Raw genomic sequence first — 20,546 nt, 5'->3', positions numbered from 1 at the left:
CCTCAGCGCGTCTCGATGACGCTCGGTCCGTTCGGCAGCGCACGGACCGTGAGCTGCGCGGGGATCTGCTCCTGCATCGCCTCGACGTGGCTGATGACGCCGACCGTGCGACCGCCCTGCCGCAGCTCGTCGAGCGTGCGCATCGCGACGTCGAGCGTGTCGCCGTCGAGCGACCCGAATCCCTCGTCGATGAACAGCGTGTCCAGGCGGATGCCTCCGGCGCGGGCCGTCACGACCTCGGCCAGTCCGAGGGCGAGCGCGAGGGAGGTGAGGAAGGTCTCGCCGCCCGAGAGCGACTGCGGCGGACGGGTCTGCCCGGTGAAGGCGTCGGCGACCACGATGCCCAGCCCGGACGCCGCACCGCGCGCAGCCAGGGCGTCGGAGTGCTGCAGGCGGTAGCGCCCCTCCGACATGTCGTGGAGGCGGCGGTTCGCGGCATCGACGATCTCCTCGAGTTCCGCCGCCAGCACGAAGGTCTCCAGCGTCATCTTGCGGGTGTTCGCCCCTCGTCCGGCGATCGTGTCGGCGAGGGCCTGGAGCACCTCGAACGCCGCGGCATCCTCCGCCGTGCGGGCATGCTCGTCCTTCGCGGCGTCGATGAGGCCGGCCAGCCGCACCGCATCGCCCGCCGTCCTGGTGGCCTCGTCGACGGCGGCGGACCACGCCGCTCTGGCGTCGAGCGCCGCCTGCTCATGGGGCGCGAGGTCGATCGGCTCCTCCGGCAGTGTGCGCAGCTCGAGGTCGAAGAGCAGGGCGCGCTCCTTCTCCCGTTGCACGGCGTGCGTCGTCACCCGCTCGTCCAGCTCCGTCTGCACCGCCGGCGGACGCAGCGCCGCGGTGGCGGCCTCGACGTCGGAGAACTCGGAGGCGTCGAGGGCGGCATCCCTCTCGGCAGCCGCCTCCGCGGCCGCCTGCTGCCTCCGCGCCCGTTCGGCTTCGGCGTCGAGGAGGCGGCGTGCGACGGCGAGGTGGGTGGTGGCCTCCGTCATGCGCTCAGCCACCGACGCGTAGCTCCCTCGCGCCTCGTCGATCGCCGTACGGGCGGCCTCGTCGCGCTGGACGACCAGGGCGAGCTGCTCGCGGGCTTCGGCGAGGGCCGCCTCGTCCTGGACGCGCCGCTCCTCGAGCGCGCTCTGCTGGGCGCTGAGTTCGACGAGCTCGCCGTCGCGCAGCCCCGCGGCCTCGGCCGCGGCGAGCGCCTCCTTCTCGGCGGCCACGGCGGCATCGAGCTCGGCCTTCGCCGTCTCGACGTCTCGTCCGTCCGCGCGCGCCAGAGCCGCAGCGAGCTCGACCTGCAGCGACGTGCAGGTCGAGCTCGCCTGCTGCTCGCGGCGCGCCGCCTCGTCCCTCCGAGTCTCCGCAGCCGCGATGTCCTCCACGGAGACCGCGGCGCTGTGGTCTGCCGGCGTCGGATGCTCCCGCGCCCCGCACACCGGGCAGGGGTGACCCTCGATCAGAGCGGACGCCAGCTCCCCGGCCATGCCGTCGATCCGGCGCTGGCGCAGCTCGGCCAGAGCCGACTGCGCGGCGGCCTGTGCGGACGTCGCCTCGGCGAGGACCAGGTCGGCCGCGGCGCACTCCTGCTGCAGACGTGCCGCCTCTTCCGCCGCCTCCCGGCGGAGCTCGGCAGCGACGCGCGCGCTCTCCATGGCCGGGAGCCGGTCGCCGAGCCGACGGGCGTCATCCCGCTCCGCGGTGACGGCGGCGATCCGTCCGGGCAGCGCCGCGCGCTCCGCCTCGCCGTCGGCGCACCGGCGCTCGGCGTTGGCGACGGCCTCCTCTGCGGTGACGCGCTCGGCGGCGCGGCGCGGCGCCTCGGCCTCCAGCACGACGGCGCGCTCCCAGACCCCGGAGGCCCGTGTCCGGTCGGCGATCCACGCATCGAGGTCGTCGGTCTCGACACCGAGCTGATCCCAGTCCGCGCGTGCGCGCTTCTCCGCAGCCACCGCGTCATCAGCCGCCGTCACGGCACGGTCGGCCGCGGTGATCGAGGACCGCAGCACCTCGGCCGCCCGCGCCCTGGCGAGCTCCGCCTTCGCCTCGGCGATGGCTTCCTCCTCGGCGTCCAGACGCGCCATCGCCGCACGGGCACGGTCGCGCTCGCTCTGCGCGCGTTGATCCTCCCGTGCGGCGGCCAGAACAGCATCGGCGGCCTCGAACCGCTTCTCCGCCTCCTGACGCTCGGCAGCGCGCCGTTCCGCCCGGTACGCAGCGCGAGCCTGCGCCCGTTCCAGCTCCGCCAGGCGATCGGCCGTCGTGAGGCCCTCCCCCTGCGCCTCCGGTCCGACCTCGCCGTCGGCGTCGCCGGCGTCGCGTCCGAGGTCGGCATCCGCCACGAGGCGCTCGGCCTCGTCCAGCCGGGCGGACACCGTGGCGAGACGCGCCCCGAGGCTCTGCTCGGCGTGGCGCCGCCGCTCGTCGAACCGCGCCTGCACGTCTTCGAAACGCTCGGTGCCGAAGAGCCGGCGCAGCAGCGCCTGCCGGTCTCTGCTGCCTGCGAGCAGGAACTCCGAGAACCGGTTCTGGGCCAGCAGGATCACCTGCAGGAACTGCTCGCGGCTGAGCTGAAGGATGTCGTCGAGCTCGTGCGCCACGTCGACGGCCCGCGCCGCGCGACCGACCCAGCCGTCGTCCGTGAGCTCCTCCAGGGAGACCGCCGCCGCCTGCTTCGTCAGGCCTCCTCCCCGCCGGGCCGGCCGGAGGTACTCGGGGGAACGCGTGACCCGGTAGCGGCCGGACGGCGTGCTGAACTCGACGACGACCTCGGAGGGGTCGTCCGGTTCGCTGTGGTCGCTGCGGAGCCTCTTCTCCCCGCCGTCGTACCGCGGCACCCCGCCGTACAGCCCGAAGCAGACCGCATCCAGGATGCTCGACTTCCCCGCTCCGGTGCGGCCGGCGATGAGGAAGATCCCGTCGTCGGCGAAGGCGTCGAAGTCCACGGTCTGCCGCGCACGGAAGGGCCCGAATCCCTCGACCTCCAGACGATGCAGCCGCACTAGACGAGGGCTTCCGCGCGGACCCGGTCGTCGAGCACCTCGCGGATCAGCTCGCGTTCGACCTCGGTGGCTCCCTGGCCGGCGCGCACGTGCTCGAGGAACGCCTCGATCCGGTCGGCATCGGTCACCGCGGACCGCAGCCGCTCACCGTACGACCGCTCGCGCTCCTCTCCGGTCGCAGCGGGCTGATGCTGCACCATGGCACAGTGCGGGTACGCCTCGCGGAGCCGTCGCATGGGCTCGGTCTGCGGCACGGCGTCGGTGTAGACGGCGCACACCCAGGCGTCGGCGTGCGCGGCCACGCTCTCTGCGGAGAGGATCTCCTCGAAGGTGCCGGTCAGCGTGACCAGTCGCCGCGGAACCGGAAGCTCCAGCCACTCGACGCCCGCAAGGCCGTCGGCATCCAGGTCGACCAGCCAGGAGCCGCGCGGCTTGTGCTGTTCGCCGAAGCTGTAGTGCAGCGGAGCGCCGGCGTACCGCACCCGCTCGCTCACCTGCTGGCGACCGTGGATGTGGCCCAGTGCGACGTAGTCGGGGCCGTCGAACGCGCGGAGGGGGACGACGTCGAGGCCGCCCTGCCGCACCTCGCGCTCGAGACCCTCCGTCGGCTCCACGCCCGCGGCGAAGCAGTGGGCGATGGCGACCGACCGGCCCTCGTGCTCCTGCATGCCCGCGCGGACGAGCGTCATCGCGTGCGTCATGGTCTGGGCCTGCGTGCGCAGCTGCCGCCCCTCGGCGTCGCCCTCCGGCCAGTGCTGGCGGACGATCGCGGGCTCCAGGTACGGGATACCGAAGAAGTGCACGGGACCGTGGGCATCGTCGATCGTGACGGGCGTGCCGACCGCGAGGGGATCGGTGAGCACGTGGATGCCGTCGCGCAGCAGTCGGGCCTGGAACCCCAGCCGCGCGGCGGAGTCGTGGTTGCCACTGGTGACGACCACCCGCGCTCCCGTCTCGTGCAGACCGACGAGAGCGTCTCCGAGCAGGGTGTAGGCGGCGGCCGAGGGCGTGGCGGAGTCGAACACGTCGCCCGCGACGATAACCACGTCCACCTCATGCTCCCTGACCTGCGTGGTCAGGGCGGCGAGCACCTCGGCGAGCGCATCCATGGTGGAGTTGCCATGGAACGTCCGGCCGATGTGCCAGTCCGAGGTGTGCAGGATCCGCATACCCCCACGGTACGAAGACCCTCGGACATTCCCTCCGAGGCGTGCCGGGAGCGCCGTCTCCCGAGTCACGAGGAGGAAGCGGAAGGTCCCCTGACCCACCCTCGTCGCGGCGGTCGGCACGCGGTGATGCGAGATGCGCTGTGCACCTTCACCTGTGCGGCGTGCGGGGCTGCGCGATGCGAGATCAGGGCTGCCCTCCGCCCACAGGAGCCGGGCTTGCCCCGCCGGCTGAGGGTTGTGCCCGCTCCGTCGCGACTACCGACTTCCGCTCTCCTCCTCGAGGTCATGCGACCAGTTCGCCTGCTGGATCCGGTTGTCGAGCTCTCGGAGCTCCTGGGCGACCGCATCCGCCCGCGCACGCAGCGCGGCGACGGGCAGCGCCGACACCTGCCGCAGCTCCGAGCGCATCTGCCGCAGGTACTGCTCGTTCGCCCCCGAGGCCGCGCCCGCCGCGTCCGTGAGCACGGCGTGACGCAGACGCAGCACGTCCCGCGCGGCCAGCGCATCGGTCATCGTCCCGTCCGGGCCGATGTCGAGCCGGGCGTTCGTGACGTTGATGCGGCGGATGAGGCTCTGCAGCCGGGTCAGCGCAGCATCCGCCTCCTCGATCAACGCCGTCGCGTCCTCGGCGGGCTCCTCGCCCTCCTGGTACCGGGCGTTCGCGACGATGCGCGCCCGCAGCTGCTCGATGCGGCGCTGCAGGTCGGCGCGGGCGGCGAGGGCTTCGGCGAGTCTCATGCCCTCATCCTCGCAGGCGGCGGCCGTAACAGTTCGTCATACAGCCGGAAGATCAGCGCGTGCGGAGAAGACCCGACTGCTCGGGGTGCGCGGCGAACCACTCCGCCACGTACCAGCAGACGGCGTCCACCTTGCGGTCGCCGCGCTCCGCGATGTCGGCCACCGCCCCCTCGACCACCTTCCCGGCGTACCCGTTCCCGCGGAATGCCGGGACCGTGTAGGCCCGGGTGAGGGCGACCGTGTGGCCGTCGTCCCGGTAGTCGAGCACGCTGACGAGCTTCCCGTCGCGCGTGAGGGTGTACCGCGATGCGTCCTTCTCGTCGGTCAGGATGAAGCCGCCGACGGTGTGCGAGATCGTCATCCGTGTCACGTTACGCCTCTTGCGACGCGCCCGGGCGTTTTGACATGTCCCGTCACGATCGGACATAATCCCCCCATGACCATCAACGCACGCCCTATGTCCGCCCAGGAGGCGAACGGGACTGCCGGGATGATGATGCCCGGTCGCGTTGACATGTGTTGCCGAATGTGTCGCTGAACGAACAGCCACCTCGCCTGACCTGACTCCTCGCCATCTGCGAGAGCAGCGTCCCGAGCACACACCCGTGCTCGCTTCCCCGGCTCCGCCGGTCATTCGTGCAACGCATCCGAGCCCCCTCCCGTCGGGCTCACGTCCTGAGGACCCATCATCATGTCGAACTCCGCCCTTCTCGAGCGTCCCGCCGTCACCGCCCCCAGCCGCACCGTCCGACCCGCCGAGCCGTCGGCCCCGCTGGCCCCGGCCGGCGCCGACCTCCCCGCCGTCCGCTCGCCCCGCGGCTTCGCCCTCTACGTCGGCCTGGACGAGATCAAGGCCGCCGAAGCCGGTGTGAGCCTTCCGCTGCTCGTCGACGCCCTCCGCCGCACGCTGGCCGAGCTCGCGCCCGGCGCCGAGACCCACGCCACCGTCGCCCTCGCCCCGCAAGGCTCCGGCGGCCGAGACCTCGACGTCGTGCGTCTCGCCCTGCAGGAGCCCGGCGCGATCGCCCGCACCAAGGCCGCCGCCGAGGAGGAGACCACGCCCGAGGAGTCCGGCGTCACCGTCGACATCTCCCGCAAGCGCGTGCTCATCGACGGCGAATCCGCCGCCTTCACCTACAAGGAGTTCGAGCTGCTGCAGTATCTCGTCCTCCGCGAGGGCCGTACGATCGAGCGCAGCGAGCTCGTCGCCGCCCTCTGGCAGGCCCAGGACGACGAGACCCCGGGCGAGCGCACGATCGACGTGCACGTGCGCCGGCTGCGGGCGAAGCTCGGCCGGTACGAGGACATCGTCCGTACCGTGCGCGGCATCGGCTACCGGTTCGACCGTCACGCCGACGTCGTCATCCGCTACGGCCACGGAACCCCGTCGCCCGACCGCTTCTGACGCGCTCCCCTCGCCGGGAGGCCGGTGTCAGGAGCCGCGCGTAGGGTGGGCGCATGACCCTCGCCGCCGCCCCCGCGACGGCGGGCGCCGTCCGCGCGGACCCTCCGCGGGAGACGACGTACCGCCCGCCGCATCCGCTCGATCTCCGGCGCACCGTCGGCATGCTGCGCCGCGGTGGCGCCGATCCGACGACGGTCTTCGACGGCCCGGTCATCTGGCGCGCGGTCCGCACGCCGCAGGGTCCGTCGACGCTCGCCCTGCGGATGTCGGGGAACGAGGTCAAGGCGACCGCCTGGGGCCCGGGTGCCGAGCACGCCCTCGCCCTCGTGCCGGCGCTGTGCGGTGCCGTCGACGACCCGACCGGCTTCGATCCCTCCCTGCACCCCCTCATCGCCGAGGCTGCCCGGCGGCACCCCGGCATCCGGCTCGCGCGGACGGATGAGGTCTTCGATGCCCTCGCCTGCGGCGTCCTCGAGCAGAAGGTCACCTCCATGCAGGCCTTCGGCGCCTGGAGGTACCTCGTGTCGCGCTACGGCGACCCGGCACCGGGGCCGACGCCGCGACCGATGGCCGTCGCTCCCACGGCGGCGCAGTGGCGACGCATCCCGTCCTGGGCGTGGCATCGCGCCGGAGTGGAGCCGCCCCAATCGAAGACCATCGTGCGGGCGGCGGAGCGCGGCGACCGCATCGCCGCTGCCGTCCGAGCGGCCACGACCGGCGATGACCGTGACCGCGTGCTCACGAGCCTGCCCGGAGTCGGCGTCTGGACCGCTGCGGAGACCCGGATCCGCGCGCTGGGCGACCCCGATGCCGTCAGTGTGGGCGACTACCATCTTGCGCACGAGGTCGGGCATGCCCTGACCGGGCACCGCACGGACGATGCCGGCATGGTCGAACTGCTCGCACCCTGGGCCGGCCACCGGCAGCGCGTCATCCGGCTCATCTTCGCCAGCGGCGTCGCCGAGGCACGGCGCGGCCCTCGGCTCGCCCCGGAGGACCACCGCCGACGCTGATCGGTCTGTGATCGCAGCGACCGACGTATGCTGAGCGCATGTCCCGTACCGCCCTGCGCATCTTCGTCACGGTCGGCCTGCTGATCGCCGGTGTCGTCCTCGGCCTCATCTTCCAGAACGTCTGGCTGGGCGTGCTGCTCGCGGCGATCGTGTGGTTCGGCTGGTTCCTCGGCTACGAGTCCCGCCGCGGCCACAACGCGGGCGTGAACGACGAGGACCACGGCGTCGAGCTCTGACGCCCGTCAGTAGTAGACGGCGAGGGGGCCGGAGGGTCCGTCCACGACCTGCACCGGGGTGTCGAACACCCGGCTCAGCACGTCGTCCGTCATGATCTCCGCCGGCGGGCCGAACTCCACCACCCGGCCGTCCTTCATGGCGCAGATGTGGTCGGCGTAGTGCCCGGCGAAGTTGATGTCGTGCAGCACGATGACGATCGTGCGCCCGAGCTCCTCCGCCGCCCGCCGCAGGTGCTTCATCATCTGCACGGCGTGCCGCATGTCGAGGTTGTTGAGGGGCTCGTCCAGCAGCACGAACTCCGTGTCCTGCGCGAGGACCATGGCCACGTAGGCCCGCTGCCGCTGTCCTCCGGAGAGCTCGTCGAGGTAGCGCCCCTCGAGCGTCCCCAGATCGAGGAAGTCGATGGCCTGGCTGATGACCTCCTCGTCGGCCCTCGTCAACCGCCCCTGGGAGTGCGGGAAGCGGCCGAAGCCCACGAGCTGGCGCACGGTGAGCCTGGTCACGAAGTGGTTCTCCTGGCGGAGGATCGAGACCACCTTGGCCAGATCCTTCGACTTCGTGGAGGCGACGTCGAGCCCCGCGATCTCGATGGCTCCGGCGTCCATCCCGTTCAGCCGGCCGATCATGGTCAGGAGCGTCGACTTGCCCGCACCGTTCGGCCCGATGAGGGCGGTGATCCCGCCGGTCGGGATACGGAGGTCGACGGGGCCGATCGCCACCTCGCTGCTGTAGTCACGGCGGACGCCGTCGAGTGCGATCACAGTCTGCCCTTTCGGAGGATGACGATGAGGAACACGGTGCCGCCCACGATCTCGATGAGGATCGACACCATGCCCTGCGCGTAGAAGACGTTCTTCATGACGAAGTACGCCCCCGCCAGGATCGAGAACGCGGTGAGGACGGCGACCGGGAAGATCAGCCGATGGTCGTGCGTGTCGGCGAACTGGTAGGCGAGCGTCGCCACGAGGAAGCCCAGGAAGGTCATCGGTCCGACCAGGGCGGTGGAGGTGGCCATCAGCACCGCGACGAGCGTCAGGACGAGGAACTGCTCCCTGCGGTGGTCGAGCCCCAGCGATCGCGCGGCATCGGGACCGAGCGCGAGCACGTTCAACCGCCGGGACCGCAGCCACAGCAGGGCGGACGCCGCGATCACGAGCGGGACCGCGAGCGGGAGGTACGAAGGGTCGGCGTTGGAGACGTTGCCGAACAGCCGGGCGGCGAGCACATCGAACTCGCTGGGGGTGAGCAGCCGCTGCATGAAGGTGGCGATCGCCCCGAGGCCTCCCCCGATCACGATGCCCACGAGCAGCATGATCTGGAGGTTGCCGTATCGGCCCGACAGCAGCCACCCGTAGAGCACGACGGCGAGCCCGACCATGACGAGCACCTGGAGGGCGAACTGGCCGACGCCCTGGATCGCCACCAGACCCGCCACCCCGAAGAGGTACACGGTCGTGGTCTGCACGACGCGGTACAACGACTCGAAGCCCATGATCGAGGGAGTGATGATCCGGTTGTTCGTGACCGTCTGGAAGCTCACCGTGGCGACGGCCTGGGCGACCGCGACGAGCGCCATCACGACCACGGCGGTCGCGCGGTGCTGCGCGATGCGCCAGAAGCCGGGGGTGCCGACGGGGAGCGGGTTGTCCCAGGCGAGGAGACCGAAGGCGGAACCGAGGGCGATCACGCCGAGCACCACCAGCACGACGATGTAGCGGCGGCGCGCCCGTGCGGTCGTGAACGCCCCGGCCGACCGCGTCGTCCGCGGGGCCGTGGTCGCCGTCATCGTCGCCTCAGCCACGACGACGCTGCCGAAGGAGGAGGAGCACGAACACGACCGCGCCGACGACACCGAGGATCAGCGACACCGGCACCTCGAACGGCATGATGATCGTCCGCCCGATGATGTCGCAGACGGTGACGATCGCGATGCCGAGAAGACACACCCACGGCAGATTGCTGCGCAGGTCGTCACCACGGACCATCGAGACGATGTTCGGGACGATGAGCCCCAGGAAGGGGAGGTTGCCGACGACGACGGTCACCACGCCGGTCGTCACCGCGATCAGCGCGGTGCCGAGCAGGATCATCCGGTTGTAGTTCACCCCGACGTTGGTGGCGATCTCCTCCCCCAGCCCGGCGATGGTCAGCCGGTCGGCCACGAGGAAGACGATGACGCCGATGATGGCGACGATCCACAGCATCTCGTACTGGCCGCGCATGACCGACGTGAAACTGCCCGCGAACCAGACGCCGATGATCTGCAGCGAGTTCGTGGCGAGGGCGAAGTAGGTCGTGATGGCGCCGACCACCGCGCCCAGCATGATGCCGACGATGGGCACGATGAGCGACGACTTCAACGCGACGCGGCGGAGGAACGCGAAGAACACCATCGTGCCGACGAACGCGGCGAGCACGGCTCCGGCCATGCGCAGCGGAAGCGAGGGCTGCGGCACGAGCACCATCACGGCGAGGAGCCCGAGTCCCGCCCACTCCGTGGTCCCGGTGGTGGTCGGCTCGACGAAGCGGTTCTGCGTGAGCAGCTGCATGACGAGGCCGGCCATCGCCATCGCCGCGCCGGCGAGCACCAGCGCGATCGTGCGGGGAACACGGGTGATCTGGAACATCTGCGCGCCGTCGTCGGCGCCGGCGATGTCGTACACGCCGGTGAAGAGCGAGATCACCAGGAGTGCCGCCACGACGAGGACGCCGATGAGCAGCTTCGGATCGAACAGCCGTGCGGACGATCGCGATGTCGATGTGAGGAGAGGAGAGGTCATGGGGGATGCCGGCGGCGGCGCCCCGGTCGGGACGCCGCCGCACAGCCCTTACTTGTCGGCGCTCTTCTCGAGCGCGTCGGCGAGGTCGTTGAGGAACGTCGTGTACGTCTGGATGCTCTCGTTGAGGTAGGTATCCGTGGGCATGTAGACGATCTGGTCGTCCTTCACCGCAGTGACGCCGGTGAGCGCCTCGGAGTTCTCGATGATCTCCGCCGCCTGCACGTAGTCCGGCGTCTCCGCCGCGAACACGGCGTCGCGGTCGAGCACGAGGATCCAGTCGGGGTTCGAGGCGGCGATGGCCTCGACCGAGATCTCGTCGCCCTGGTGGTCGTCGGTCGCGTCGTCGACCTGCAGTGCCGGCGTCAGGCCGAGCATGTCGTAGATCGGTCCCAGCGAGCGGCCGACGGTCGGAGCGAGGTAGCCGATCTGCCCGCCCGAAGTGTTCACCGCCATGACGGTGTCGGCGTCGTCGTAGGCCGCCTTCGCGCGGTCCACAGCGGCGTCGAACTCCTCGACGAGCTTCTGTGCCTCGTCCTGCTTGCCGAAGATCTCGCCCAGGGCGGTGGTCTGCCGCTTGAGCTCCTCGTCGAAGGGCTCGCCGTCCCGCGGCTCCAGGTCGATGATCGTGGCGTCAGGGACGAGCTCGGCGATGGCCTCGTTGTGCTGCGTGAACCGCTGGCCGCTGATGATGAGGTCGGGGTCGGCGGCGACGATGGCCTCGAGGTCGGGCTCGGAGTGCAGGCCGATGTCGACGATGTCCTCGTCCTTCACGTAGGAGACGGTCTCCGGCATGAGGGAGACCGCGCCGGCGGAGAGCTCGATGCCCCAGTCGGAGAGGGTCTGGAAGGTCCGGTTGTCCAGAGCGACGACCGAGGCCGGCGGCGTGGTGATCTCGTGCGTGCCGGTGTTGTCCTCGATGGTCACGGTCCCCGATTCCGCCGTCGTCTCTTCGGGTTCGGCTTCGCCGCCGGACGCGCAGCCGGAGAGGGCGAGCAGGCCGACGAGAGCGACGCTCGTGGCGGTGAGGGTTCTGGGCACGGACATGGAGAGACTCCTGTTCTGCGGGGATGTGTGCGCCCTCGTGGGGCGCCGGTCCGACGGGCGGGCGAGCCGACCGCGTCGGTTTTTAGGTTAGCCTTACTTTATGAGCGATACGAAATCCGGTTTCTCGATCGAGCGTCGCGGCCTCGAGCTGCGCTTCCGCAACGTCACGCTGAGCGCCCGCGAATGGCTCGCTCCGGATTTCGTGCGCGTCCGCCTGTCCGGGCCCGACCTCGCCGGCTTCGACTCCCCGGGTTCCGACGACCACATGCGGCTCTTCTTCCCGAGCGGCCCCGTGGACTCGGTGGAGGAGCTGCGGGCCTCCCCGAGCCGCGAGTACACGCCCCTCGCCTGGGGTGACGACTGGCTCGACGTGGAGTTCGCCGTGCACGGCGATCAGGGCGTGGCCGCCCCGTGGGCCGCGAACGCCCCACTCGGGTCGACCATCGGCGTCGGCGGGCCGCGCGGCGCCGCCGTCCTCACCGGAGAGCCGGGATCATGGCTCCTCGTCGGCGACGAGACCGCCATCCCCGCGATCCGTCGCTTCGCCGCCCTCATCCCCGCCGGCACCCCCGCACGCATCGTCATCGAGACGGTGTCGGCCGGCCGCGAGATCGAGATCGACGCTCCGGTGCCTGTCGAGTGGCTGCACCGCGGCGACGCGCCGGCCGGCTCCGCGCTGATCGCCTTCCTCGACGCGCTGACCGCGGACGACGTCGTGGGAGACGACCCGTTCGTGTTCATCGCCGCCGAGCAGTCCATCGTGAAGCCCGGCCGGGCCCTGCTCGCACGCTGGGGCGTGGACAGCGCGAACGCCGTCGTGAAGGGCTACTGGAAGCGCGGCGAAGCCGAATACCACGCTCCGCACTGACAGGCGACCGCTGCGCTGACAGACTGGGCGCATGGCTCTCCTCGATCACCTGGGCATCACCGTCGCCGACCTGGAGCGCGGACGCGCGCAGTTCCATCCCGTGCTCACCGCGCTCGGCTACGAGCTCGGTGGGGAGGACGATCACTCGATCTCCTGGCACACCGGCGACGAGACCGAGATCATCCTCTACACGTGGGACGACGACTCCACCCCTCACCGCCACGGCCGCGTCGGCTGGCAGCACATGGCCTTCGCGGTGCCGTCGCGCGCCGAGGTCGACCGACTCCACGACCTCGCCCTCGACGCCGGCTGGACCGCGGTGCGCGAGCCGAAGGAGTATCCGCGGTACAGCGAGCGGTACTACGCCTCCTTCGTCGAGGACGCCGACGGCATCCGGCTCGAGTTCATGTACAACCCGCCGAAGGACGCTTGACGCCCGGGCGTGTCGCCGCCTAGGGTGGCAAGGCTGTGCCGACCGGCGCCGCACACCAGCCAAGGAGACGACGGATGACCGCCCCGCGGAATCTTCCCCAGAACGTGGCATTGCCGCTTCCGCAGAAGCGCAATGACCGCGACGAGTCGTACCCTCCGGCGCGCGCCGTGTGACAGCATCCGCTCTCGCAACGCCCCGCACCGTCAGGTCCGGGGCGTTTTCCGTCGGAAGACTCCCTGACCTGTGGCCGGACACCACCACAAGGAAAGGAATCATGGAGAGGCTCTCCGCGCGGCTGCTGTCGTGGGCGTCCCTGATCGATGAGAAGACCCTCGATCAGGCCCGCACCACCTCACGCATGCCGTTCATCCACCCGCACCTGGCGCTGATGCCGGATGCGCACCTCGGCAAGGGCGCGACCGTCGGGTCTGTCATCCCGACGCTCGGCGCGATCATCCCCGCGGCCGTCGGCGTCGACATCGGCTGCGGCATGATCGCCGTCCGCACGCCGTTCACGAAGGACGACCTCGACGGGCGCGACCTCGCCGCGCTCCGGGAGCAGATCGAGCGCGCGATCCCGCTGTCCGCCGGGCGCTACAACAACAAGGTCGTGGCGACCGCCGCACCGCGCATCGCCGAGCTGGAGGAGCGAGCACGTGCGGCCGAGTTCGACCCCGAGGGCTACGCGAAGAACTGGCGGCTCCAGCTCGGCACGCTCGGCTCGGGGAACCACTTCATCGAGGTGTCGGTGGACGAGCTCGACCGGGTCTGGCTGTTCCTGCATTCCGGGTCCCGCGGCGTGGGCAACAAGATCGCCGGGCACCACATCGCGGTCGCGCAGCGGCTGGCGAAGCAGTGGTGGATCGATTTGCCCGACCCCGACCTGGCCTACCTCGTCGAGGGCACGCCGGAGTTCACGCGCTACATCCGCGAGCTCCGGTGGGCACAGCACTTCGCGCTGCTGAACCGCGAGGAGATGATGGACCGCGTCATCCGGCAGCTCTCCGACTTCCTCGGCGCTCCGGTCGAGGAGGAGGAGCGGATCAACTGCCACCACAACTTCACGGAGTCGGAGATGCACTTCGGAAAGCGCGTCTGGGTGTCCCGTAAGGGCGCGATCCAGGCGGACGCGGGTCGGCCCGGACTCATCCCCGGGTCGATGGGCACGGCATCGTACGTGGTGGAGGGGCTCGGCGACCCGCTGTCGCTGAACTCCTCCCCGCACGGTGCCGGGCGGGAGTACTCGCGGTCCGCGGCGCGGAAGACGTTCACCCACGCGCAGCTGCGGGAGGCGATGGCCGGCATCGAGTTCCGGGACACCGACGCCTTCATCGATGAGATCCCCCAGGCCTACAAGCCCATCGATCGGGTGATGGAGGATGCGGCGAGCCTGGTGCGGATCCGGCACACGCTGCGACAGCTCGTGAACGTGAAGGGCGACTGACCGAGGGCCGGGTGAGGAGGGATCCTCACCCGGCCCTTCCTCCCCAATTCCCGCGATCTCCGGTGTCTCCACAGAGCGCGAGGGGCCGGGCGTGGCGTCCGCCAGGATGCTGGCAGGCTGAAGGATCCGGTGCCACGATGAGGGGATGGAAACCATGGACGGTGCGCAGGTCTGGACCATGATCGGCGCGTTCACGGCGCTGATGATGGGCATGCTCACGGTCGTCTCGACGCTGTTCATCCGCGTCCTCCGCAGCGAGATCGGGGGCCTGCGGAACGAGATGACCGCGCGCTTCGATGCGGTCAATACCCGCTTCGACGCGGTCGGCACGCGCATCGACGGCGTCAACGCCCGCATCGACGGGCTCGACCGTGATGTGCAGGCGCTCGTGAAGCGCACTTTCGGGCTGGATCGGGAGTGAGGATCGACGCATGAGGATCGTCGTCGCAGGAGGGACTGGCGTCGTCGGCACGCCCACGGTGGAGGCCGTCCGGGGCGCCGGTCATGAGGCCGTCGTGCTCAGTCGTTCGCACGGCGTCGATCTGGTCAGCGGGCGCGGGCTGGAGGCGGCGCTGACCGGAGCCGATGCCGTGATCGATGTCGTGAGCGTCGAGACCCTGAAGGCGAGCACGGCGATCGAGTTCTTCACCGCCGCCACCGGGAACCTCCTCGCCGCCGCCGCGGACACCGGCGTGGGACACGTCGTCCTGCTCTCCATCGTCGGCATCGACCGGATCCCCTACGACTACTACGCGGGCAAAGTGGCCCAGGAGAAGCTGGTGTCCGCGTCCGCCGTCCCCTCCACAATCCTCCGAGCCACGCAGTTCCACGAGTTCGCCGCGCAGATGTTCGGGCGCGCGAAGGCGGGGCCGCTGCATCTCGCCCCGCGTGCGCGCACGCAGCCGGTGGCGGCCCGCGAGGTCGCGGAGCGGCTCGTCACGCTCGCGATCGGGGACGCGCAGGGTCGAGTGCCTGACTTCGCCGGCCCCCGCGAAGAGCAGCTCGCCGACATGGTGCGGGCGTACGCGCGGCGCATCGGGTACCGCGGCTGGATCCCGGCGCTGAACGTGCCCGGCCCGCAAATGGCGGGGATGCGCGCGGGGAAGGCGCTGCCGGGACCGGATGCCGTGCGCGGGACGCAGACGTTCACAGAATGGCTTGCCGAGGCGGTGCCGGCGCGCGCAGACTGAGGAGGGGCGGGGGTCTTCCAGTAGTCGAGCGACCAGGAGCACGCATGGCGAACCTCAATCCCTACCTGTCCTTCCGCACCGAGGCCCGCGAGGCCATGGAGTTCTACCGGGGAGTCCTCGGCGGAGATCTTGACATCACGGTCTTCGGCGACTTCCCCGACATGGTGCAGGATCCGAGCCAGAAGGACCTCGTGATGCATGCGCAGCTCACGACCCCCGACGGCCTCGTGCTCATGGCCTCGGACACCCCGGAGGGCATGACCTACGAGAAGCCGCAGGGCGTCTCCGTGTCCCTGAGCGGCAACACCCAGGAGGTCACCCGGCAGGTGTGGGACCGCCTCTCCGAAGGCGCCACGATCACGATGCCGCTCGATGTGCCGCCGTGGGGCGGGACGTTCGGGATGCTCGTCGACCGCTTCGGGATCGCCTGGATGCTGCACGGCGACCCGGAGTGACCCCGGACGGTGTGCTCCGGGCTCAGCCCGGCAGCACCGCCCGGCACGCGAGATGCAGCGCCAGCCGCGCCTCGGGGTCGTTCATGTCGATCCCGAGGAGCTCCTGGACCCGGCGGATCCGTACGGCCACCGTGTTGCGATGCAGCCCGAGAGCGGCCGCGGTGGCCGCGATGCCGGACTCGTGGTCGAGGTAGGCCGACAGGGTCCTGAGCAGTTCCCCGTTCCCCTCGGCCAGAGGGGCGAGCAGCGACTGCGCGGCCGGGACGAAGGTGTCGTTGCCGGTCCAGGCGAGCAGGAGCTGTTCGAGCCCGAGGCTGTCGACGCGGACGAACCATCCGGTGGCCGACCGGGCCGCGGCGATCCGTGCGGCGTCGCCGGCCTCGTCGAGGGTCGCCGCCAGTCCTTCCGGCCCGGTCTGCGCCGAGCCCACCCCGGTCGCCACGGCGAAGTCGCGCAGTGCCGTGAGGTGGAGGTCGCGCAGTGCCGTCACGGCCCGCTCGATGCGATCGGGCCCCGGGGCCTCAGCGAACGAGAGCCAGCCGCTGAGGCCTCGACCCGCCGTGGTCGCGTGCGCCTCGGCGTCGATCGCGCTGAGGCCGGGCCTGATCGCACGGAGGAGTGCGAGCGGCTCCACCCGGCTGCGCGCCACCATGCGGAAGCCGAGGTGATGCCCGCCGGTGCGCCACCCCCGCTCCGCCATGCGCCGTTCCACATCGGTATCGGCGGCTCCGCGGAGCTCGACGAAGTCCCGCAGCAGGCCCGACGATGCCGCGACGTCGTTGACGGCCGCGATCTCGTCGATGAGGATGCGGGCGGCCACCGCGGGCATGGCGACCTCCGCGGCCACCAGGAGCGACCGCAGCTGTGCCTCTCCGAAGCCGTGGCCGAACAGGACGAGACGCAGACCGGACCGGCCGGGGCTGTCCACCCGCACCGAGGCGGCCGTGCCCTCCCCCGCCCTGGCACTGTCGCTCCACGCGTCGAAGCGGATCGCCGCGTGCAGTTCGGCGTCCAGGTGTCCGCCGGCTTCACGGAGCACTCCCGCGGCGTCGACGAGGGCGACGCCCAGACCGAGGTTCGCCGCGAGGTGTCCGAGCAGGTCGCCGAGGTCGTCGGCGGCGTACTCGAACGACTGCGCGACCTTGCGCACCCGCGTGAGCGTCAGAGCGTCGCGGGCCTCGATGAGCATCCAGCAGGCGCGGGCGAGCTGGACCGGCCTCTCGACGTCGAGCAGGGCGAGACCGATCCGGTCCGCGAGGCGGAGCGCCCCGGGGTCGACACCGGCGGCGCCGGGGAGCGCGAGCCCCGTGAACCCGCGGTCACGGACCCGGCGCAGCATCGCGTCCTGCTGCCAGGTGGCGATCGGCGCCCCGGACGTGAGGATCGCGAGCCGGCCGATGCCCTCGTCGGGCAGGTCGGACTCGCCGGCTTCCACCACCACCGCGTCCCACGCGACATCCCGCGGGCCCGCGACGTGGCGGAGGACGCCGTTCTCCTCCTGCGCCAGCAGCGCCGGCAGCGCGAGCGCCCCGCTCACGCCGCGTCCAGATCGACGAGCCCGTAGGCGGAAGGCACCACCCGGGCCCGACGCTCGGGGCGGGCGTTCCACCATGCGGGAGCGGGGAGGGCGAGGGCCGCCACGGTGCGCCCCGGGGCCAGCTCGGTGACTTCGAGGACGTCTCGGGACACGGCGTCCAGGAGGACGATGATCTCGGGCGCCGCGGCCACCAGCAGGCCGTCGGTGAGCACCGCGAGGGTCTCGGACCGGGTGACGATGCGGTGCACCGCTCCGCCGAGTCCGGCGATCTCGACCGCGTTCACGTGCGGGTCGGCTGCGGAGGACGCGGTGGTCACGATGCGGCCCTCGGCGAGCAGCGTCCCCCCGAGCACCTCGGCAAGGACCGGCAGCGGTGCCGCCCGGTGCACCAGGAAGCTGCGGCCGAGGGCGAGCGCGCGGGCGAGGTGGTCGGCGATGGCGTGCTCGCGCAGATCGCCGACGGTGAAGCCGGCGAGAACGGCGCAGCCGACGCCTCCGGCCTGGATGATGGCCGAACGCACCACACGCTCCGCATCGATCGCCCTCGTCGCCTCCACGAGCGCCACCCCGTCGGCCCCGGTCTCGCACGCGAAGACCAGTCCCGGCACGCGGTCGACGAACAGCGACATCTGATCGAGTCCCGGCACCGCACGCCCCGTGCAGTCGGCGTCCACCACGGTGTGCGATCCGGCCAGAGTGAGCGGCGCGAGGCCGTTCATCCCTCCACCCTCGAGCGAGCACACCGCCGGGACGGGATGCCCGAGCCATCTCTCCACCGCCCGCAGCAGCGGGGCGAAGGGCGCGGCACCGGGCATCCGCTCGCCGAGCAGCATCGTCGACCCGACGAAGGCCACGCCGAGACAGGGCGTGGCGGGGTCCAGCGCGTCCACCGGCGCGACGTCGAGGGGCCAGGGCGCGGTGGTGCCGAGGATGAGTTCGAGCATCGTCGTGGACCCGCCGCCGCCGGAGCCGAGCAGGGCGTACCCGCGGGCGAGCGCCTCCAGGTCGTCCCGCTCCAGCCTCATGGGATCCAGCCTAGGACGCGGCCATCCCCTCGACGGGAGCGAACTCCTCGGTCAGGCCGAAGGCGGAGGGCCCGAAAGCGGCCAGAGCCTCGGGGGTGCGCATCATCGCCGGCGTCGAGATGCCGAGCACCCGGACGCGCTGACCGTAGCGGAGGCCCTCCGTGGTGATGGGCTCGGCGGTCTCGTGGTCGACGACGCAGATGAGATCGGGAACGATCGCGACGAGCCGTCCAGCCCGCCGCGCGGTGAGGTTCTCGTTCTGGAAGGCGATCTCGAACGTGTCGTCCTCCGCGGCGCCGAGCGGAGCGATGACCGCCCGCCCTTTCGCGAAACCCTCGGTGGTCCGTCGTTCGACATCCACCACCTTCCCGACGCAGAGCTCGCGCACATGCGGGTAGAGCGTGGTCGCGAGCGTCGCGGCGATCGCCTCGAACGGCGAGCGGTGCTCGTCCCGGGCGAGCCGGATCGCTCGGCCCAGGGCGAGAGCCATCGAGATGGTGCGCGGCACCGCCGTGCGCCGCACGTCGGCCCCGGTCATGGCGTACTCGGCGATGTGACCGACGCCACCCAGCCGGATCGTGATGCCGCGGGCGAGCCACTCCATCTGACGATCGTCGTCTCCCGTGTCGATGACGACGCGCTCCCCGCGCTCTCCGGCGAGCGCGAGCGGCGAGCCGTGCACGCCGTAGACCGCGAAGGTCTCCATCGACAGCTCGGGGAACGCCCGGCCCATGCCGTCCGCGTCCACGACCGGAAGACCGGTCTCCGCGGCGACGATGAGCGGGATCATCGAGTTGATCCCCCCGCACTCGATCGGCATGGTGGCATCGGCCCGGCGTCCCAGGTGGTCCTCCAGGGTGCGCAGGGCGAGGGTGGGCTCGGTGCCGGCGGGGATCTTCTCGACCATCACCGTCGGCGCCCCCATCTGCGCGGTCGGGATGACGAAGAGGTCGTCGGCGAGGTCGTCCGGGTCGAGGATCGTGATCGCCCCGTCGCCGAGCACGCGCTCCACCAGCATCTTGCCGATGTAGGGGTCGCCCCCGCCGCCGGTGCCGAGCAGCGTGGCGCCGCGGGCGAGGTCGGGCAGGTCTGCCGCGGTCAGCTCCCAGCTCATGCGGCGGCCCCTGCCGCGGCGTCTCCGGCGGAGACCGTGCCGTCGAACCGGTGCGCCGGGATGTCGTAGCCGAAGTACCCCGGGCCGACCATCGCGAGAGCCGCGTCCGAGTGCCAGCGCTCGTCAGCGGGAGCGGCGATCACGCGGACGCGCTGGCCGTAGCGCAGCCCCTCGGTCGTGACGGGCTCCCCCGACTCGCCGTCGAGGACCATGATGAGGTCGGGGGTGGTCGCCAGCACCCGCCCGTCCGCCTCCGCGACGAGGTGCTCGTTCTGGAACTGCAGCGTCAGCGAGGCTCCGCTCTCTCCGTCGATCCGTGCCCGACCGCGCGCGAAGCCGGTCGTCGTGGCCCGGTTCACGTCGGCGACCTTGCCACCGAACAGCTCGCGACCGCCGAGGAGCTCGACGACGGCGGCGACCGGGTCGGTCTTCGCCTCGCGGGCCTCCGCGATCCGCTGACCGATGTCGATGCACCGGGACAGCGATCCCGCCACCAGCGACTGGCGTGCGGCGGCACCCGACATCGAGAAGCCGGAGATCATGACGGAGCAGCCCATCTCGACGCACGCGACGCGGGCGATGCGCTCGGTCCAGGAGTTGTCGGCGGTCTGCAGCACCCCCGTGTTCCCCTTCTCGTCGCTGAAGGCGAGCGGCGAGGCCGTCACGCCGTACAGCGTCGGGAGCACCATCTGCAGCTCGGGGAAGGCGCGACCCATGCCGTCCGCGTCGACGAGCGGCAGCCCGAGCGCGGCGGCGGCGGCGATCGGGATCGTCGAGTTCACGCCGCCGACCTCGGCGCAGGCGATGTGGGTGACCGGGCGGCCGAGGTGGATCCCGAGCGCCTTGACCGGCTCGATGACCTCCGCGAGGCTCGGCAGCTTCTCGACCATGACGGTGGGCGCGCCCATCATGGCGACGAACAGCACGAGGGCGTCGTCCGGCACCTCGTCGAGCGCCACGACCGTGACGTCTCCCGAGGCGAGGGCCTGGCGGGCGAGGAGCGCGCCGATGTACGGGTCGCCGCCTCCGCCGGTGCCGAGCACGGCCGCGCCGCGAGCGAGACCGTCGATGTCGGCGGCGGTGATCGTCGTGCTCATG

21 protein-coding genes are annotated in these 20,546 nt (G+C 71.5%); 9 read left to right on the top strand and 12 right to left on the bottom strand.

What is annotated here, in order from left to right:
• Positions 1–2: 2 nt before the first annotated feature.
• The 4 genes from IZR02_RS03285 to IZR02_RS03270 all read right to left on the bottom strand — a co-directional run bounded on the left by IZR02_RS03285 (position 3) and on the right by IZR02_RS03270 (position 5,264).
• Positions 3–2,996 (bottom strand): AAA family ATPase, encoded by a 2,994-nt coding sequence (locus IZR02_RS03285; RefSeq protein ID WP_025104481.1) that lies wholly within the window; start codon positions 2,994–2,996, stop codon positions 3–5.
• Positions 2,996–4,165 carry an exonuclease SbcCD subunit D gene (locus IZR02_RS03280; RefSeq protein WP_025104482.1) on the bottom strand — a complete coding sequence of 390 codons (1,170 nt, stop codon included), beginning with the start codon at positions 4,163–4,165 and terminating at the stop codon, positions 2,996–2,998. Before IZR02_RS03280 ends, IZR02_RS03285 begins: the two co-directional genes overlap by 1 nt.
• Positions 4,166–4,420: 255 nt before the next feature.
• On the bottom strand, positions 4,421–4,903 hold the full coding sequence (locus IZR02_RS03275; protein WP_025104483.1) for a DIP1984 family protein: 483 nt from the start codon (positions 4,901–4,903) through the stop codon (positions 4,421–4,423).
• 52 nt (positions 4,904–4,955) lie between these two features.
• The gene (locus tag IZR02_RS03270; protein ID WP_025104484.1) at positions 4,956–5,264 is read right to left on the bottom strand and encodes a GNAT family N-acetyltransferase; all 309 of its coding nucleotides are present in this window, start codon (positions 5,262–5,264) and stop codon (positions 4,956–4,958) included.
• Positions 5,265–5,594: 330 nt separating this feature from the next.
• Between IZR02_RS03270 and IZR02_RS03265 the strand changes: the two genes are divergently transcribed.
• Genes IZR02_RS03265 through IZR02_RS03255 form a run of 3 tightly spaced genes read left to right on the top strand, consistent with a single transcriptional unit; the run spans position 5,595 to position 7,557 of the window.
• On the top strand, positions 5,595–6,308 hold the full coding sequence (locus IZR02_RS03265; RefSeq protein ID WP_025104485.1) for a winged helix-turn-helix domain-containing protein: 714 nt from the start codon (positions 5,595–5,597) through the stop codon (positions 6,306–6,308).
• A gap of 53 nt (positions 6,309–6,361) precedes the next feature.
• Positions 6,362–7,321 (top strand): DNA-3-methyladenine glycosylase family protein, encoded by a 960-nt coding sequence (locus IZR02_RS03260; protein ID WP_217316565.1) that lies wholly within the window; start codon positions 6,362–6,364, stop codon positions 7,319–7,321.
• 38 nt (positions 7,322–7,359) lie between these two features.
• Complete coding sequence (locus tag IZR02_RS03255) at positions 7,360–7,557, top strand: hypothetical protein (protein ID WP_025104487.1); 198 nt, start codon at positions 7,360–7,362, stop codon at positions 7,555–7,557.
• Positions 7,558–7,563: 6 nt separating this feature from the next.
• Here the strand turns inward: IZR02_RS03255 and IZR02_RS03250 are convergent, their stop codons facing one another.
• From IZR02_RS03250 to IZR02_RS03235, 4 genes are read right to left on the bottom strand one after another with little or no spacing between them, the layout of a single operon-like run.
• Positions 7,564–8,319 (bottom strand): iron ABC transporter ATP-binding protein, encoded by a 756-nt coding sequence (locus tag IZR02_RS03250; RefSeq protein ID WP_025104488.1) that lies wholly within the window; start codon positions 8,317–8,319, stop codon positions 7,564–7,566.
• Positions 8,316–9,344, bottom strand: a complete 1,029-nt coding sequence (locus tag IZR02_RS03245; RefSeq protein ID WP_025104489.1) for an iron chelate uptake ABC transporter family permease subunit — start codon at positions 9,342–9,344, stop codon at positions 8,316–8,318. The genes IZR02_RS03250 and IZR02_RS03245 overlap by 4 nt, the downstream gene beginning before the upstream one ends.
• A gap of 7 nt (positions 9,345–9,351) precedes the next feature.
• Positions 9,352–10,338 carry an ABC transporter permease gene (locus IZR02_RS03240; RefSeq protein ID WP_025104490.1) on the bottom strand — a complete coding sequence of 329 codons (987 nt, stop codon included), beginning with the start codon at positions 10,336–10,338 and terminating at the stop codon, positions 9,352–9,354.
• Positions 10,339–10,386: 48 nt separating this feature from the next.
• Positions 10,387–11,382 carry a siderophore ABC transporter substrate-binding protein gene (locus IZR02_RS03235; protein ID WP_025104491.1) on the bottom strand — a complete coding sequence of 332 codons (996 nt, stop codon included), beginning with the start codon at positions 11,380–11,382 and terminating at the stop codon, positions 10,387–10,389.
• 100 nt (positions 11,383–11,482) lie between these two features.
• Here IZR02_RS03235 and IZR02_RS03230 point away from each other — a divergent pair, with 100 nt between their 5' ends.
• The 6 genes from IZR02_RS03230 (at position 11,483) to IZR02_RS03205 (ending at position 15,772) form a co-directional block, all read left to right on the top strand.
• Positions 11,483–12,250 carry a siderophore-interacting protein gene (locus IZR02_RS03230; protein ID WP_025104492.1) on the top strand — a complete coding sequence of 256 codons (768 nt, stop codon included), beginning with the start codon at positions 11,483–11,485 and terminating at the stop codon, positions 12,248–12,250.
• Positions 12,251–12,281: 31 nt separating this feature from the next.
• Positions 12,282–12,683: a VOC family protein gene (locus tag IZR02_RS03225; RefSeq protein WP_025104493.1), complete on the top strand. Its 402-nt coding sequence runs from the start codon at positions 12,282–12,284 to the stop codon at positions 12,681–12,683.
• Positions 12,684–12,957: 274 nt separating this feature from the next.
• Positions 12,958–14,127 carry an RtcB family protein gene (locus IZR02_RS03220; protein WP_025104494.1) on the top strand — a complete coding sequence of 390 codons (1,170 nt, stop codon included), beginning with the start codon at positions 12,958–12,960 and terminating at the stop codon, positions 14,125–14,127.
• Positions 14,128–14,272: 145 nt separating this feature from the next.
• Positions 14,273–14,548 carry a hypothetical protein gene (locus tag IZR02_RS03215; RefSeq protein ID WP_025104495.1) on the top strand — a complete coding sequence of 92 codons (276 nt, stop codon included), beginning with the start codon at positions 14,273–14,275 and terminating at the stop codon, positions 14,546–14,548.
• Positions 14,549–14,558: 10 nt separating this feature from the next.
• Positions 14,559–15,317, top strand: coding sequence for an SDR family oxidoreductase (locus IZR02_RS03210; protein ID WP_025104496.1), 759 nt, complete (start codon positions 14,559–14,561; stop codon positions 15,315–15,317).
• Positions 15,318–15,361: 44 nt separating this feature from the next.
• Positions 15,362–15,772, top strand: a complete 411-nt coding sequence (locus IZR02_RS03205; RefSeq protein ID WP_025104497.1) for a VOC family protein — start codon at positions 15,362–15,364, stop codon at positions 15,770–15,772.
• Positions 15,773–15,794: 22 nt separating this feature from the next.
• On the opposite strand, the gene IZR02_RS03200 is transcribed toward IZR02_RS03205, so the two are convergent.
• From IZR02_RS03200 to IZR02_RS03185, 4 genes are read right to left on the bottom strand one after another with little or no spacing between them, the layout of a single operon-like run.
• Positions 15,795–17,309, bottom strand: coding sequence for a PucR family transcriptional regulator (locus tag IZR02_RS03200; protein ID WP_025104498.1), 1,515 nt, complete (start codon positions 17,307–17,309; stop codon positions 15,795–15,797).
• Positions 17,306–18,334 (bottom strand): S-methyl thiohydantoin desulfurase domain-containing protein, encoded by a 1,029-nt coding sequence (locus IZR02_RS03195; RefSeq protein ID WP_025104499.1) that lies wholly within the window; start codon positions 18,332–18,334, stop codon positions 17,306–17,308. The genes IZR02_RS03200 and IZR02_RS03195 overlap by 4 nt, the downstream gene beginning before the upstream one ends.
• A 10-nt stretch (positions 18,335–18,344) precedes the next feature.
• The gene (locus IZR02_RS03190; RefSeq protein WP_025104500.1) at positions 18,345–19,448 is read right to left on the bottom strand and encodes a DUF917 domain-containing protein; all 1,104 of its coding nucleotides are present in this window, start codon (positions 19,446–19,448) and stop codon (positions 18,345–18,347) included.
• The gene (locus tag IZR02_RS03185) at positions 19,445–20,545 is read right to left on the bottom strand and encodes a DUF917 domain-containing protein (RefSeq protein ID WP_025104501.1); all 1,101 of its coding nucleotides are present in this window, start codon (positions 20,543–20,545) and stop codon (positions 19,445–19,447) included. The genes IZR02_RS03190 and IZR02_RS03185 overlap by 4 nt, the downstream gene beginning before the upstream one ends.
• Position 20,546: the final 1 nt, after the last annotated feature.

It is taken from the genome of Microbacterium paraoxydans (assembly GCF_019056515.1).
Lineage (GTDB): Bacteria > Actinomycetota > Actinomycetes > Actinomycetales > Microbacteriaceae > Microbacterium.
This window is presented reverse-complemented; position numbering and strand designations above follow the sequence as displayed.